At 40.1% G+C, this 16536-nt stretch carries 16 protein-coding genes and 1 pseudogene; all 17 read right to left on the reverse strand.

The features are described from left to right. Window positions 1-102 precede the first annotated feature (102 nt). Window positions 103-1095, reverse strand: coding sequence for an alpha-ketoacid dehydrogenase subunit beta (locus tag MK396_RS05535; RefSeq protein WP_268723919.1), 993 nt, complete (start codon window positions 1093-1095; stop codon window positions 103-105). A gap of 15 nt (window positions 1096-1110) precedes the next feature. Beyond that, window positions 1111-2079 carry a thiamine pyrophosphate-dependent dehydrogenase E1 component subunit alpha gene (locus MK396_RS05540; RefSeq protein ID WP_268723920.1) on the reverse strand — a complete coding sequence of 323 codons (969 nt, stop codon included), beginning with the start codon at window positions 2077-2079 and terminating at the stop codon, window positions 1111-1113. A 178-nt stretch (window positions 2080-2257) separates the two neighbouring features. Further along, a complete protein-coding gene (locus MK396_RS05545; RefSeq protein ID WP_268723921.1) occupies window positions 2258-3598 on the reverse strand; it encodes an MATE family efflux transporter in 1341 nt (446 codons plus the stop codon). Window positions 3599-3639: 41 nt separating this feature from the next. Continuing rightward, complete coding sequence (locus MK396_RS05550) at window positions 3640-4908, reverse strand: dihydroorotase (RefSeq protein ID WP_268723922.1); 1269 nt, start codon at window positions 4906-4908, stop codon at window positions 3640-3642. A 12-nt stretch (window positions 4909-4920) separates the two neighbouring features. Next, window positions 4921-5385, reverse strand: coding sequence for an NUDIX hydrolase (locus MK396_RS05555; protein ID WP_001135763.1), 465 nt, complete (start codon window positions 5383-5385; stop codon window positions 4921-4923). A 9-nt stretch (window positions 5386-5394) separates the two neighbouring features. Further along, window positions 5395-6048 (reverse strand): uracil-DNA glycosylase, encoded by a 654-nt coding sequence (locus MK396_RS05560; RefSeq protein ID WP_268723923.1) that lies wholly within the window; start codon window positions 6046-6048, stop codon window positions 5395-5397. 61 nt (window positions 6049-6109) lie between these two features. Then, a complete protein-coding gene (locus MK396_RS05565) occupies window positions 6110-6802 on the reverse strand; it encodes a YjjG family noncanonical pyrimidine nucleotidase (protein WP_268723924.1) in 693 nt (230 codons plus the stop codon). A 191-nt stretch (window positions 6803-6993) separates the two neighbouring features. After that, on the reverse strand, window positions 6994-7998 hold the full coding sequence (locus MK396_RS05570; protein ID WP_268723925.1) for a hypothetical protein: 1005 nt from the start codon (window positions 7996-7998) through the stop codon (window positions 6994-6996). Window positions 7999-8128: 130 nt separating this feature from the next. Beyond that, window positions 8129-8329: pseudogene (locus tag MK396_RS05575) on the reverse strand (hypothetical protein); the annotation flags it as partial. Window positions 8330-8574: 245 nt separating this feature from the next. Then, complete coding sequence (locus MK396_RS05580; protein WP_268723926.1) at window positions 8575-9117, reverse strand: ClbS/DfsB family four-helix bundle protein; 543 nt, start codon at window positions 9115-9117, stop codon at window positions 8575-8577. A 125-nt stretch (window positions 9118-9242) separates the two neighbouring features. After that, the gene (locus MK396_RS05585; protein WP_268723927.1) at window positions 9243-10157 is read right to left on the reverse strand and encodes a peptidase; all 915 of its coding nucleotides are present in this window, start codon (window positions 10155-10157) and stop codon (window positions 9243-9245) included. Window positions 10158-10312: 155 nt separating this feature from the next. Then, entirely contained in the window at window positions 10313-10723 is a 411-nt protein-coding gene (locus tag MK396_RS05590) for a hypothetical protein (protein ID WP_070683922.1), read from the reverse strand. After that, window positions 10698-11609 carry a phosphodiester glycosidase family protein gene (locus tag MK396_RS05595; protein ID WP_268723928.1) on the reverse strand — a complete coding sequence of 304 codons (912 nt, stop codon included), beginning with the start codon at window positions 11607-11609 and terminating at the stop codon, window positions 10698-10700. The genes MK396_RS05590 and MK396_RS05595 overlap by 26 nt, the downstream gene beginning before the upstream one ends. Then, window positions 11606-12649, reverse strand: coding sequence for a bifunctional glycosyltransferase family 2/GtrA family protein (locus tag MK396_RS05600; RefSeq protein ID WP_268723929.1), 1044 nt, complete (start codon window positions 12647-12649; stop codon window positions 11606-11608). The genes MK396_RS05595 and MK396_RS05600 overlap by 4 nt, the downstream gene beginning before the upstream one ends. 191 nt (window positions 12650-12840) lie before the next feature. Further along, window positions 12841-13677: an AraC family transcriptional regulator gene (locus MK396_RS05605; protein WP_268723930.1), complete on the reverse strand. Its 837-nt coding sequence runs from the start codon at window positions 13675-13677 to the stop codon at window positions 12841-12843. A gap of 199 nt (window positions 13678-13876) precedes the next feature. Continuing rightward, window positions 13877-14371: a YkgJ family cysteine cluster protein gene (locus MK396_RS05610; protein ID WP_000031476.1), complete on the reverse strand. Its 495-nt coding sequence runs from the start codon at window positions 14369-14371 to the stop codon at window positions 13877-13879. Between the two features lie 700 nt (window positions 14372-15071). After that, window positions 15072-16376, reverse strand: coding sequence for a surface-displayed alpha-enolase (eno, locus tag MK396_RS05615; protein WP_000022821.1), 1305 nt, complete (start codon window positions 16374-16376; stop codon window positions 15072-15074). Between the last annotated feature and the right edge of the window lie 160 nt (window positions 16377-16536).

Below are 16536 nucleotides of genomic sequence, written 5' to 3' on the forward strand. Positions count from 1 at the left end.
TCCAATTCTATACTAAGATATTTAGGACGAAAAGAGTTCTGCACCTAAAAGATACAAAGTTTCTCGTCTTTTTTATTTTATTTACATAACTTATATTATGTATTATTCTTTGTTATAAGCCTTACGGATTGCATCTTTGATGCTTTCAACTGTTGGAATCATTGCATTTTCTAGATTTTGTGCGTAAGGCATTGGCACATCTTCTCCGGCGCAACGGCGGATTGGTGCGTCTAGATAATCAAATGCTTCTGATTCTGAAATAATTGCTGAAATTTCTCCGATATAGCCACTTGTTTTGTGGGCGTCGTTGACTAGCACCACCTTACCAGTCTTCTTAACTGAGTTAATGATGATATCCTTATCAAGCGGTACAAGAGTACGTGGGTCCACAATTTCAACTGAAATTCCCTCTTCTGCTAATTCTTCAGCAGCTTGAACCACACGGCGAAGCATTTTTCCATAAGTAACGACTGTTACATCTGTACCTTCACGTTTGATTTCACCAACTCCAAGTGGGATTGTGTAGTCTGGATCAACTGGAACTTCCCCTTTTTGGTTAAATTCTGACTTGTATTCAAGGATGATAACAGGGTTGTTATCACGGATAGAAGACTTGAGCAGTCCTTTCATGTCAGCAGGCGTACCTGGAGCTACAACCTTGAGACCAGGGATGTGTGTAAACCAAGACTCTAGAGATTGCGAGTGCTGGGCCGCAGAACCAACTCCGTTACCAGCTGCACAACGTACAGTCATTGGAACCTGACCTTTCCCACCAAACATATAACGTGTTTTAGCAGCTTGGTTGACGATATTGTCCATGGCAATAACAGAGAAGTCCATAAAGGTCATATCAACGATTGGGCGAAGTCCTGTCATAGCTGCTCCTGCTGCTGCTCCAGAAATTGCTGCTTCAGAAATCGGACAGTCACGAACACGTTCTGGACCAAATTCTTCGAGCATTCCAACAGAAGTACCGAAGTCTCCTCCAAAGACACCGACGTCTTCTCCCATCAAGAATACATTTTCATCGCGACGCATTTCCTCAGACATAGCAAGGATAATGGTGTCACGGAACGACATTGTTTTTGTTTCCATTTTATCTCTTTCTCCTTAGTCTGCGTAAATATCTTCAAATGCGGATTCAAGCGGTGGGAATGGGCTTTCCTCAGCAAATTTAACAGAGGCTTCTACTGCTTCCTTGACTTGTGCTTGAATTTCTTCCAATTCTTCGGCACTCGCAATGTTGTTCTCAACGAGATAGTTACGAAGGTTTTCGATTGGGTCTTTTTGTTTCCACAATTCCACTTCTTCACGCGTACGATATTTACCAGGGTCAGATGATGAGTGACCAAGCCAACGATATGTGACACTTTCAATCAAGACTGGTCCATTGCCACCACGAACATGGTCTACAGCTTTCTTAAATCCTTCATAGACATCGACGACATTGTTTCCGTCTTCAATAAACATTCCAGGAATTCCATAAGCTGCGCTACGGTGATGGATATGTTCCACGTTAGTCATTTTCTTGATATCCGCAGAGATACCGTAACCGTTGTTAATGCAGTAGAAAATAACAGGAAGTTTCCAAATAGAAGCCATGTTCACTGCTTCGTGGAAAACACCTTCGTTGGTCGCACCATCTCCAAAGAAGCAGACAACGATTTTACCAGTATGTTGCATTTGCTGACTGAGGGCTGCACCAACAGCGATTCCCATACCACCACCTACGATACCATTGGCACCGAGGTTCCCAGCATCCAGGTCAGCGATGTGCATAGAACCACCTTTTCCTGTACAGGTTCCAGTGTATTTTCCAAGGATTTCAGCCATCATTCCGTTAAGGTCAATCCCCTTAGCAATAGCTTGCCCGTGTCCACGGTGATTTGAGGTAATCAGATCATCTGGGTTGAGAGCCAACATAGCCCCCACGTTAGCAGCTTCTTCTCCAACAGAAAAGTGCGTCATTCCTGGCACTTTTCCTTTCTTTACTAATTGTGCAATTTTTAAGTCCATACGACGGATTTCTTCCATCTTACGGAACATCTCTAGCAAAAGATTTTTATCTAAAGTTGACATCTTCTTGCCTTTCTAACTTTGTACTTACTTTACTATTTTACCGTTTTTAGAAAACACTGTCAAAGTATATGGCTAATAAAATTTCACAAGGTAAAAAAATAAACCCCTGTTAAAACAGGGATTCTCTCTAGTTAGAGTATTTTTTCACAAAGTGCTTTTTCAGGATATTTTCCAAAAATTAGCTCAATCTTTTCATTACGGTTTTCAGACGCCATTGATACAAACAACCAGAAACAATCAAGCTGGCAATTAACCCAATCCAGTAAGCAAATGCCCCTAAGTCAGTTACTTGATCTAGTAAATATCCTAGAGGTATCGCTACTCCCCAATATCCGATTAGGCCAAGATAGAAAGGAACGATAGTGTCCTTATACCCTCTTAAAATCCCCTGAAGCGGAGCCGCAAAGGTATCAGCTAACTGGAAAAAGAGACTGTAGGTTAGAAATACAGCAGTTGTTTCAATGAAGTGAGGGTCATTTCCGTATAGACTTGCTACACGATCTCTAAAAATGTAGAGAAAGGACAGGGTAAGACCTGCAAAAATAAGGGCTGTTATTCTCCCCAGACGAGCATAGGTTTTTGCATCCTCAAAACGTTTAGCCCCAACCTCGTAAGACACAACAATCGCCATAGCAGAGGAAATACTCATGGGAAAAGCGTACATGAGGCTGGAAAAGTTCATAGCTGACTGGTGACTGGCGATGATGAGCGATGAAAACTTAGCCATGATTAGTCCCACTACGGAGAAAATAGCCACTTCCGCAAAGACGGTTCCCCCGATTGGTAGACCTAATCGAACACCTTCCTTGATTTTATCTATATTTAGTGGAATAGGTTTTTCAAGATGTAACGCTTTTAATCTTTCCTGTTTGAACAAAACAAGAAGAGAAATCCCCAATAAAACCCAATAGGCTAGAGAAGTTCCTAGCCCTGCTCCTGCGCCACCAAGCTCAGGAAAACCGAATGCTCCATATATCAAAAGATAGTTAAAACCACTATTAAGAGGAAGTAATAGGAGCATGAGGTACATAGATAGCTTGGTCAAACCAAGAGAATCTAACAATGACCGAATGACACTAAAAAGCAACAAGGGAATAATCCCGATAGAAAGGTACCAAAGATAAGAAACCGCAACTGCCGCCACTTGAGCTTCTAGTCCGATATGGTTTAAGACAGGCGGCGCTAAGAATACTACCATACCAAGCAAGACCAAAGACAATCCGAAAGCCAAGTAGATAAATTGGTAAAAGTCAGATGCCACTTCTTCCTTTTTGCCTCGTCCCAGATGATGGCCTATGATGGGAACCATGGCCGAAACAATCCCTGTTAAAAAAGTAAAGAAAGGATTCCATAGACTCGTTGTAGTTGATACAGCAGCCAAGTCCATGGTATTGTACTGCCCAGTCATGGTTGTATCAACAAAAGAGGCAGAATAATTGGCAAACTGATAAATCAGGATAGGAAAAAATATCTTAAGAAATAAAATAAACTTATCTTTAAATTGATGGGTTCGATACATATACGCTCTCTATTCTTATAGTTTATAGAGCAGAATCCCATCTAGTTTTTGTAAACGATTTGTCCCTTACAGATGGTATATTTGACCTGCCCTTTTAAAGTTTCACCGATAAATGGTGAGTTTGCAGCTTTTGAAGCAAAATGGGAGTCCACAAGGCGGTCAGCCTTAGCATCAAAGATAGTGATATCCGCTGGACCATTCTCAGCCAAGTAACCAGCTTCAAAGTTGTAAAGTTTGGCTGGATTAACAGTCATTTTTTCTAGCAATTCCATCAAGCTTAGCTCACCAGCTTCCACTAAATAAGTCAAACCAAGAGAAAGAGAGGTTTCTAAGCCAGTCATACCAGATGGCGCTTTGGTGATATCTTCTACATTTTTCTCATCTGCATGGTGAGGCGCGTGGTCTGTCGCGATAACTGTGATAACACCTGACTTGAGACCCTCGATAACGGCACGACGGTCTGATTCCAAACGAAGCGGAGGATTCATTTTAGCATTACTACCTTGAGTCAAGAGAAGTGCTTCTGTCTTAGAGAAATGCTGTGGCGCTACTTCTGCTGTGACTTGCGCTCCCAAACCTTGAGCGAATTCCACTACCTTGACACTTTCTTCCTTAGACAAATGCTGAATGTGAACATGGGCATTGGTTGCATAGGCAATCATAACATCACGCGCAATCATGGCGTATTCTGCCACCCCTGTCGCACCACAAATATGAAAATGTTCCTTAGCGATGTTTTCGTTAAATCCAAGAATCCCATTCAAACCTGGATCTTCCTCATGAAGGCTGATAAAGGTATTGTGTTTTTTGGCTTCTTCCATGGCTTCCTTGACAACTTTACTACTTTCAAGTGGAATACCGTCATCAGAAAAACCAACAGCTCCAGCTTCTAAAAGCGCCTTAAAGTCTGTCAAATCTAGGCCATTAAAGTTCTTAGTAATGGTCGCAACTGTCTTGACATTGATCTTTTCTTTAGCAGCTGACTGGAGAACTTCTTGCAAAGTCTCTACGTCTGAAATAGTTGGACTAGTATTAGCCATCATGACAACGGTTGTAAAGCCACCTGCAGCGGCTGCTAGGGCACCAGTATGAATGTCTTCTTTATGAGTTTGACCAGGTTCACGGAAATGAACATGGATATCGACCAAGCCAGGCGCAACCACAAGCCCAGTAGCATCAATCACCTCTGCTCCTTCTTCCTTGATTTCAGGTGCAATTTTGACAATTTTCCCATCTTGGACCAAAACATCACACACTTGATCCAAACCAGACTTGGGATCCATTACACGACCATTTTTGATAAGTAGCATCTGCTTTCTCCTTTATTCATAGAAATCAACTTGGGTATCCAATAATTTATCCCCATCATAAACAAACTTGGCTGAAAAGAAGGGTTTGTCCTCTAAAAGCCACTCAACAAAGGTGTGGTCACCCTCCCAAGTTGGCTTGCTCAAAACTTCATCATAGGGAACCCATTCTAGCGTCCCCTCATTGCAGTCAATCAACTCACCTTCAAACTCTGTCACCTTAAAAACATAGGTGTACCAGTCTAAATCTGGCGTAAATTCAGGGAAAGTGATAATGCCTTTTAGAACTGGCTTGGCTTTCAGGCCTGTCTCTTCGAGGATTTCACGCGCAGCGCATTCTTGAGGTGTCTCCCCTCGCTCTAACTTACCACCCACACCAATCCATTTGCCTTCATGGACATCATTTGGCTTCTTATTGCGATGCAGCATGAGCAGTTCTTTTCCGTTATCAATGTAGCAAATCGTCGCTAACTGAGGCATATTTTCTCCTTATCTAAGCCAATCGATTGGCACTTGTCCTGTCTCTTTTAAAAATGCATTAGCCTTGGAAAAAGGCTTGGAACCCCAAAATCCTCTGAAAACAGATAAAGGACTAGGATGGGCTGATTCGATAATCAAGTGGTGTGGATTGGTAACCAAGACCTTCTTCTTACGTGCATAAGCACCCCAGAGTATAAAAATCACTGACCTATCTAGATTATTGACAACCCGAATCACAGCATCTGTAAAAGGCTCCCATATTAGCCCAGCATGACCATTGGCCTGCCCAGCAGGAACGGTCAAACAAGCATTGAGAAGTAAGACTCCTTGTTCAGCCCAAGCAGTTAAATCATGGGATTTCTTAACGCCGATGTCATCTGACAATTCTTTCAAGATATTTTGCAAGGATGGCGGAGCTGGGATAGAGTCAGGAACAGAAAAACTCAAGCCCTGCGCCTGATCTGGCCCGTGATAGGGGTCTTGCCCTAAAATCACCACCTTAACTTCTTCAAGCGGTGTAGTCAATAGAGCCTGAAAAATCTTTTCCTTAGGTGGATAAACAGTTCCCTGAGCATAGACCTGATCCATAAACTGATTGATTTCCCCGAAATAACCCTCAGGTAATTGCTCCTTAATCAAAGCATGCCAAGATGAGTGTTGCATCGCCAACTCCTTCGTTTTTACTGCTTCTATTATAGCAAAAAGTGGCTATCTAAACCACTTTTTACAGTTTATCCAAACAATCCAGCAAGTTTTGGTAAGAATGGACTTCATAAGTTGGCTGGGCTTGTGTGTGATTTTCAAGGTGATGAGGGTTGTACCAGATAGTATCTATGCCAGCATTATTGCCACCTTGAATATCTGCTGTTAGGGAATCTCCAATCATCAGGACTTTTTCTTTATCAAATCCTGCAATCTGCTGACCGATTTTTTCATAGAATAGTGCATCAGGCTTTTGCGTTTGCAACTGCTCAGAGATAAAGACTTGGTTGAAATAAGGAGCCAGACCTGATTGAGCCAAACGTCCCGTTTGAATGGCAGTGATGCCATTTGTCGCAGCGTACAGTTCATAATCACGCTCAATGAGACTGTCCAAAAGTTCATGAGCCCCGGAAATAGTTTGTCCCTGCTTGGCGAGATAAAATTGGTATCGCTGAGCAAGTAACCTACCGTCTTTCTTCATTCCAAAATGAGCAAATAAACGAGAAAAGCGCGTGTTAACCAGTTCTTGTTTACTGATTTTCTTTTTCTCCAAGTCCTTCCAGAGAGCCTTGTTCATAGGAACGTAATAGTCTTTATAGGCTTGGATATCCGCAACTCCTTCTTCTTTTAGAAGTTGTGTCAAAGCTACATCCTCAGCAGCATCAAAATCAAGAAGAGTATGGTCAAGATCGAAGAGTAGAAATTTGTAGGGCATTGAGTTTCCTTTCTAAAGAGCAAGTTAAAATTTTATGTGATTCCAAATTCAAATAATTGATGCTAGTATCCCCTCCATATAATACGACATAATACGACATAATACGACAAGAATATATAACTTTTCGCTACTATGGACAACCTATCGGCATACTTTATTGAAATCAATTGTTGTCGTATTGTTCTCTTTTGCTACTCAGTGCTTGATGAAATGCCCCATAAATCTTTAAAGAATTTTTCGACAGTATCTGTTTGAACATTTGTCAATGATTCTTTAAAGAATGGTTTCACATTACCATTTGAGAGATATTTCGATGAACCTGATTTCTTTGATAAAACTTTTATGTTTTCCTTATTCATTATTTGAATTGCTTCAAAATATTTGTTTAAGAAGTGACTTCGAAAGTCCTGGTTATTCTTTCTTAAAAACAAGAATAATTTTTCTGAATGTTTTTCTGAATGTTTTATTGTATAAGTTAACAAGCATACCATCCAAATTTGACTAAGTAATATTTCCTTTAATTGAAAATATCGTTTAAGCGACTTAGAGATTGAGTAGCCCTTCTGCCAAACAGTTTCTCCCTCGGATGCATAAGGAAAAAATTCCCAAAGAGCTACAGGCGTTACTTCATCCTCGTTACTAATCATTTTTGAATGAATATCTTTGAGAGCTTGATGTTCTTTATGTTCCTTCATTTTAGCGTAGAAAATACTACTATCGCCATAATAGTAATCATTTTCAAGGATTGGACGATTTGTATTAAAGGGTTCTTTATATACGGTATCTTTTAATCCATACGAATCATGTTCGGAAGACATTTTAGGATTGATTCCCAATAGAATAACTCGTGGATTAATAAAATTGCCATCAAAAGCATGCTCAAAATCTTTAAATCTTGCTTGTATTACCTCTTTAGCATCTTCTTGTTGACTATTCTCAATATTATCAATCAACAAGGGAGCAAGGATATCACAATCCGTACCAGCCAAGCTAATGAATTCATACTTACCATCAGAGTAACCAGAATTTTTCCATGGATTTGATTTCTCAATCCGTTCTCTTAGATTATCGGTATCAAATATATCACCTTGCACTAAGTTATGGAAAATTGCTAAATACTCATCATAGTGGGTAGCAGTTTTTTCGTAGTCATCATCCGATATATGAAATAAACCTCCATATTTTTCTTTCAACATAATACCAATCTCCATTTCTCTTTTATATTATCAGACCTGCCAAATATGTTTTAACTTTATCACCCATAGAAATCAGCTGGAAGATATCTTAGCTGGAATCAGTCCAACCTATCGACTTCCCACACATCAAATATATCGTTCCTTGAAGCAATATAAATGTCAGTAAAGACAAAGGATAAATAATAGAGATCAAACCATTCCAATCACCAAGCCGATTTTTCAAAAGGAAAAAACAAAACCAAATAGATAGGACGGCTGTGAACTCTCCCAAACAGAGGGACACCAACTCTTTTTTAACTTTCTCTTTTTGTATGTTCATCATCTCATCCATCTATCTATCATCCTATATCAGAAAAAAGCCATTCGAATCATTTTCTAGTCAACATTTCTCAGAACAAAGGCATTCTAAGCATCGAACAGCTCAATTCCTTTAATATCAGTGCAATTCTAAACTTAGAATTACATTGATATAAATGTTTTGGTGCTATTCTAAGTTTATGACAAACCTAAATTTTAATTTTAGAAGGATTCTAAAGCTAGAAGAGCTTAAAAATAACGAGAACTAAAGCACTTCAACTAGCTAGTCTTACAATTTTTCTGATGAGCTTTAAGTTTTTTGATAGCCCAGTCATAGTGGCTGGAGGTGCTACTAACAAAGTAGGAACCTAGACTTGTCCCTCCTGTCCACTTATAGATACCTTTGGTAAAGAGTTGGTCATTGCTAAAGCCTTCCATCAACTCTAAAACCTCTTTATGCGATTGCTCTAGTAACCTAGTCGCTTCTTCTAAAGACGTTTTCTGGTGCTTCTTCCAAATAGCGACATTCATTTCCCCATAAGTTTTCCAATTATAAGGCTCAGGGAGAAAAGGTCTCTCATGACCCTTTTGATTAGAATCTACCCAAGTCAAAAGTAACTGATGCCATTCATAGAGATGGATCAGGACATCCCGTAGATTTTTATCTCTTTTCCAGTGAGCTTCTTTTTTCTTTTGGTCTTTTGAAAAATCAAAAGGAGTCTGTAGCTCCTCTTCACTTAGCTGAGAAATTAAGAGATTAAGTTTTTCATAGTTTTCCTTAGAGGCTAGCACTAGCTCCTCTTTTGTTCTTGGTCTAGGCATAGGAGTTCTCCCTTCATTTTTAAGTAGAATAAGCTATTTTCTTACTTCATTATACCATAATCAAAAAGCAGTTCTTCATTTTACGAAAAACTGCTTTTACTAACTATTTTTTATGCTTATAGTCTCTACTTTACATATAAATCTTTAAAGTGACCATCCACTTCTGCTATTTGATAGAGCAAGCGGGCTAGTCCTTGATAATCTTCTTTTAAACATGAAAGGTGGGCTTGGCCAAATAGAGTAGCCAATTCTTCTTTGAATCTTGCCCCTTTCGGATCATGATCTTTTAAGAACTTACTGAGATAGAGATTTCGAACAGCTGCAAGTTTAAAGCTAAAATACTGGTGCAGTTGTTTTTGCTCCGTATTTAAGCCGTTTTCAGCAACTGCTTTTGCATAACATTCCAAAACACCACTTTGACCATTCAGATATCGGTTCTTCATAATCCTTGCTGTTTCTTGATAGATTTCAGTCTGACTAGGACTCTTGACCTTCTTAAAATTTCCCCACATGGAGTAGGCTCCACGCTTATAGTCAATACCCTCTGCCTTCCAGGCTTCTAAGATGTCATTAAAAGCAACCTTCATGCAGGCAAAACCAGCTGGATCATGCAAATAGAGGTGCTGATGATCAATGCCATACACGGTTACGAAGTGATCCACACCATAAAGGATTGTGTGATTAGGATTGTAGGTCAGATGGCCCATATCAAGAGGTCCCAGTACGACAGGTCCATTGGACAGAAAGGTTTCTAACTTTCCTTTAATCTCTTCCGAATCTACTTCTGCTTCATCTTTTAGATAGAAGTCTTCATAGTCAAACCCAAGTATTTTTAAGGAATGAGAGATAGAAAGATCTGGCATTTCGTTATCAAAGAATACTAGAGGGTGCTGGTCATCTTCCTTTACAATACTAGCGCCATTTCCCATCGCCATGATTGCCTCTAAAAACTCTGCTTTAAAGTCATAACCATAGCCATCCAGTGCCATTGCCAATGAATAACTATAGCAAAGTGACACATCTCCAAAATACATCTGCATATTTCTGCCTCCTTATCTTCTATGGGACTATTATACCGAGAAAACTATTCTCATGCCCCATAAAATCCAAACAAATAATATGGGGTTTTGTGATCTATAGTCATGAACTTCAACAAGAAAACTGGCTGTTTCTCTCAACAACCAGTTTTCAATTTTTAAGCTAATTCTTGACTGTTTTTCTTATGAAAGAAAAGCGAGACGATAGCCAAAATACCAAAGGCTAAGCCGACATACCAGTAAGGTTGATCTAGGGTCGTTGAACGACCTGATAGATTGACAATACCTCGAAAGAGCATTCCAGCTGTTAGGACTGCAACTGCCGAGTTCCACAAGTTTAGGCTGATTCGTCCTACGTTTGGCATGATTTTCAACAGTAATGCCAGAACGATACCCCCTACTAGAGGGACTGCAAAGAGATAGTGCATATGAAGCGAGGTCTCCCCAAAACTAAAGGACTCGTAGATACGGCTAAATGCAAATAAGAAAATAGTGAGAAGACTATAGCTAACGAGTGTCTTTTTGAGGCGTTTGTTTTTGATTTTAGTAACCGATGTAGACAATATCACTCACCGCCCTTTCTGATATCTTGCTTCCACCTGTAGTCGGTTTATTGATTACCTGACCGTTAAAGTAGAGAGTTGAGGAACCACCACCATCAAGGTTATAGGCTGTCTTCACTCCGTATGATTTCATCACTTCTGCCATCTGGTAAAGTGATAAGCCCTTGCTTTCAGAGGTTCGACCATCCGAAACGACGATGATGTAGTGATTTTCATCGATAATCCCGATAGCTGTACGAGGATTCGATGACATGGCCTGACCGACTCCTGTATTGGTATCAACAGATATTTCTCCATTCTCAACTAGAGACGGACCAAATGCCAGTAGATTGACGACACCGTCCTGAACCAACTGATCGGCTGAAACTTGGTCCTCGTAGATGATTTTAAAGGAGCCGTCCTTGTAAATAGCAAGATCGCCATTACTTTCGTCTTCACGGACACTGTCACGATAGACAACTCCATTACGTATAACATAACCAGAACTATTAGCTCCATAGTAGTCACCGTTGACAGCTAGAATAGCATTGTTTTCAGCGGCTGTTACAGAGGTTTTAGCTGTGACGTTGGTTCCATAGGAGTTTTGAGCTAGAGCTGTTTTTAGATAATCCGATGAACTGAGGGTTATATCTGCCACATAGATCTGCGTTTCATTAACAGTCTTTTCAGTGAGGGTGACACTGATATTTCCATCTGAATAGCTAGTATCCGTCACCTGGGCATTTTTTGCTGCCTGACTTGCTGCTGCGATGTTAGAGGTTGAGCCGGTATTAGATACAGTGGAAATCGTTTCAGCGAGTACAAAGGTCTTCAACATCGAATAGGTAAAGGAACTTGTCAGGAGCAAGCCCAAGACCGAGGCGTATAGATAGGGTTTCTTTAAAACTTTCATAATGGGCTACAGGTCCTTTCTTTGAAAATAAAGCGAGTTTGAATGGTCCAAGAGAGAATAAAGAGCATGATTCCGACAAGTATCTTCGCAATCAGCAAATTGACTCCAAGACCCGAATTAAAGAGGCGAATCAGGATGGTGTCTAAGATAAAGAGACCAACTGCTAATCCAAAATAGCCTGATCCTGTTTTGAAACTGCTCGCCTTGTTCTTAAAGACCAATTTTTTGTTGGTGGAAAAGTTAAAGATGGAGCTAGTCACACGTGCCAAACCATTTGAGAGGAGAACACGAAGACCTGTCGGAATAAAGCTCAAGCATAGAATAAAGAGAGCGTAGACCACATAATCTACGATAAAACTACTAAAAGACGAGAGCGCAAACTTTAAAATATTTTTATAAATCATCAAGCCATCCCGAATAGGCCGGAAGTGAGAAGCCTCATTGTCGTTGATATAGACTGTTTCAATCGGAACTTCTAAGATTGGGTAGGCTTGACTTGCTTCAAGGAGCATGTTCATCTCGTATTCATACCGTTGTCCTTCTACCTTTAGCATAAAAGGGATCATATCCGTTGAAAAGGCACGTAATCCTGTCTGTGTGTCGGATACAGCGACACCCGTTTGCAGTTTAAACAAGATACGAGTCAAGCTATTTCCAAAGCGACTACGCAAGGGAACCTTGCCAGTAAAGGCACGGACACCAAGGACAAGTGTATTAGGATTTTCATTTGATTTGGTCAAGCTACGAAAGATGTCCCAGATTCTGTGTTGGCCATCTGCATCTGCTGTAACCACAGTCCCAGGTTTATTGAGAGACTGAATGTACTCAAAGGCTGTTTTCAGAGCTTGCCCTTTTCCTTGATTGACCTGGTGGCGAAGGACCTTCGCAAAATCCTCCGCTTGAGCAAAAATATCTTGGCATTCTGCCGAACTTCCATCATCAATGACAATGATGTAAAAATCGCTCTTATTGTGAATCTTTTCAATCAATTTGATGAGATTGTAGTCAGTTTCGTAAGCTGGAATAACTAGATAGTTCATATTTACACCTCTTTCTTTGATGATTGGAAAAGTATACAGATAAATGCTTAAAAATTCCTTATACTTAAATTTAAGTAAAATCAAATTTATTGTTCTTCTCATAAATTCGTGCAATCAAAGAAAGAAAAACTCTGTAAAAGCTATCTTCTACAGAGTTCGATTTGCATCTTTATAAAATGTCAGAAAATGATCTAGTACTTAATCACTGGTATCCAGAGTTCCATTTGATAGTCAGGTGACGACATGTCACCTTCGGTATAGACTTCAAAGTCTGGTGAGCCTGAGTGGCGATAGCCTGTTTCAGAGAAAAAGACCTCCAAGACATATTTCCAAGCATTGTGAATGCTAGCTGGTATAGGACCTTTGACTGGTACGATAGCATATTCAGCGGCTGGGACATCTTTGATGGACAGACCTAGTTCTTCTGCTTTCGCTTTATCCGTCACATCATAAGCAGCCATATAGTTGATGATTTCACCTTCTTTGACATCCGAACAGATGCCGAAGGATTGGCCACTGCCTAGATTCTCTAGGCTTTCCAAGCTGTGATTGTTATAGAGATCCTCCCAAGCAGACGGGCACTGACTATTGTCAATAGCTTCCAATAGGACGCCTGCTACGGTAAATGCAGGTTTCTTTTGAATCTTGATATCCATGTTCTTTCCTCCTGTAATCTTTAAGGATAATTGAAGTCTAGGAAAGATCCGATAAGGTTTTCCATTTCGAACTTCTGAGGGGGTTGCACCATGGAATTTCTTAAAGGCTGCGCTGAAGGCATCCGCAGACTCATAGCCGTATTTCATTGCTATGTCAATGACTTTCTCAGAGCCTTCCCGCAAGTCTGTCACAGCTTCTGATAGCCTGCGATTGCGCAAGTATTCTGCTAAAGTCATATCTGCTAGGATGGAAAAAAGCCTGCTAAAGAGAGCATAAGAATAGCCTGATAGCTGCTGGAATTTCTGCAAATCCACTTCTGCGTCCAGCTTACTTTCCAGATATTCCATGGTTCGATTGAATTGATGCATCATATTCTTTTTCACCTCACAAAAGATACTAAGACCGTTAAAAGCAAAGTGAAAATTGGAAAATTGACGGAGGGGCTCCTGCTCCGAGAAAATTTCATCTTTTTCACACAGCTTTTAGGCCGTGTTCAATTCTAACTATAGTCTAACAGATATAAGATACTTCCGCCCCAGAATTTTTGTACAAGATTTAAAGGTGTAAAATCTATAACTTATCTTTTAATTTCTCAACAAAGAGATAGGCTGCAGGGCAGGTCAAGGTATTCTTAATCGTCAAATGATTAATTTGATGGATCTTTTTCCGGTCTGTATGGGGGAACTCACGACAGGCCTTGGGACGAACGTCGTAGATTGAGCAGAGATTGTCTCCTCCTAGAAAGGGGCAGGGCATGGATTTGAAAACCTTATCCCCATCTTCATCCACCTGAAGGAATTCCGCTTCAAAAGCCGGTAATTTCATCTTAAAGTACTTAGCGATACGGGTGATATCTGCTTCTTTAAAGTCGGGCCCCAAAGTCTTGCAACAGTTAGCACAGGCAGTACAATCTATCTCAGCAAAAACTTCTTGGTGGATCTGCTGAGCTATCTTATCTAGATTCTTTGGTGGCTTTTTCTTTAGATTAGCTAACACTTTACGATGCTCCTTCTGCTTTTGCAGTGCTAATTGATGGTAATACTCAATATCAATCTCTTTAGACATAATTTCTTCCTAATACAAGTTTTTAGTCTATTATACCATAAACACTGCCCCCTTTTTGCCCCCTGAACAGAAAAAAAGCCCTTCGGGAAAAATCCGAGGGCCTAAAAACGTTGTTAAATCAACGATAATTTTTTTAAGTTATCTACCTATAATAAATTACCAAAAAAATGCACAATTTTAAAGAGCTTATTTTGTCTAATCTAGTAAAAGTGAGAAGGTACAAACAAGTAGGGTATTTTTAAGAGGTAACAAAAAAGGTAATAAAATTGACGGGGGCAGCAGGCAAGGGAAATAGCACTTTTCATAGTGTTATTTTTTTAATTCAGAAATGGAGTAGCTACTTAATCGATAGAAACAAAAAGCACCTAGTTTCCTAGATGCTAGCACAATAGCCCGGATTCGAACCGGAATCTCCTCAATTAAGGCGCAATTCCTATATACTACTCATTGTACTTTGGTTCATTATATCATATAATCAACTAGATATCTACCAACTCATGATACACTCCCATATTAGGTAATGGAATAATGCTAAAATACAAATCTGAATAAGTTTCAAACCATTTATTCAGATTGCTATAGGCTGGCGACTGACTAACAAATAATATACGTTGACAAGCTCCAGTCAAAAAAGCACTAAGGGGAAGAGCCCCAAAGTGCTTTTTTTATAGACTTTACAGTCTCTAATCGCATAAAGAGATTATTTTTTCAAGTTGTAGAATGATTTCAATCCACGGTATTCAGCTACTTCACCAAGTTGGTCTTCGATACGAAGCAATTGGTTGTATTTAGCGATACGGTCTGTACGTGAAAGTGAACCAGTCTTGATTTGTCCTGCGTTTGTTGCAACTGCGATGTCAGCGATTGTTGAATCTTCAGTTTCACCTGAACGGTGTGATACAACGGCAGTGTAACCAGCTTCTTTCGCCATTTCGATAGCGTCGAAAGTTTCAGTAAGAGTACCGATTTGGTTAACTTTGATAAGGATTGAGTTAGCAGCACCTTCTGCAATACCTTTTTCAAGGTAAGAAGTGTTTGTTACGAAGAAGTCGTCACCAACCAATTGAACTTTACCACCAAGACGTTCAGTAAGAGCTTTCCAACCGTCCCAGTCGTTTTCGTCCATACCATCTTCGATAGTGATGATTGGGTATTTGTTTACCAATTCTTCAAGGTAGTCGATTTGTTCTGCAGCAGTACGTACAGCAGCTCCTTCACCTTCGAATTTAGTGTAGTCGTAAACTTTACGTTCTTTATCGTAGAATTCTGATGATGCACAGTCAAATCCGATAAATACGTCTTTACCAGGAACATATCCAGCAGCTTCGATCGCAGCAAGGATAGTTTCAACACCGTCTTCAGTTCCTTCGAAACGAGGAGCGAATCCACCTTCGTCACCTACGGCTGTTTCCAAACCACGAGATTTAAGGATTTTCTTAAGAGCGTGGAAGATTTCAGCACCCCAACGAAGAGCTTCTTTGAATGATGGTGCACCAGCAGGTACGATCATGAATTCTTGGAAAGCGATTGGAGCGTCAGAGTGAGAACCACCGTTGATGATGTTCATCATTGGAGTTGGAAGAACTTTAGTGTTGAATCCACCAAGGTAGCTGTAAAGTGGGATTTCAAGGTAGTCAGCAGCAGCACGAGCTACAGCGATAGACACACCAAGAATTGCGTTTGCACCCAATTTACCTTTGTTAGGAGTACCGTCAAGTGCGATCATAGCACGGTCGATAGCTTGTTGGTCACGTACATCGTAGCCGATGATTGCTTCAGCAATGATGTTGTTTACGTTGTCAACAGCTTTTTGTGTACCAAGACCACCGTAACGAGATTTGTCACCGTCGCGAAGTTCAACTGCTTCGTGTTCACCAGTAGAAGCTCCTGATGGAACCATACCACGTCCGAAAGCACCTGATTCAGTATAAACTTCTACTTCAAGTGTTGGGTTACCGCGTGAGTCTAGGACTTCGCGAGCGTAAACATCAGTAATAATTGACATTTTTTACTCTCCTTTGAGTTAAATTTTTTACACCTCTATGATACCTTAAAAATAAGCGTTTTTCAAGAAAAAACGTTATCTTTGTGCAAATTTTCCTTAACTTTATAAAGTAATCGCTTTCTTTTGTCTGTTTTCTTGCGATTTTTGTGATATACTGTTT

It is taken from the genome of Streptococcus oralis (assembly GCF_026782235.1).
Taxonomy (GTDB): Bacteria; Bacillota; Bacilli; order Lactobacillales; family Streptococcaceae; genus Streptococcus; species Streptococcus oralis_CC.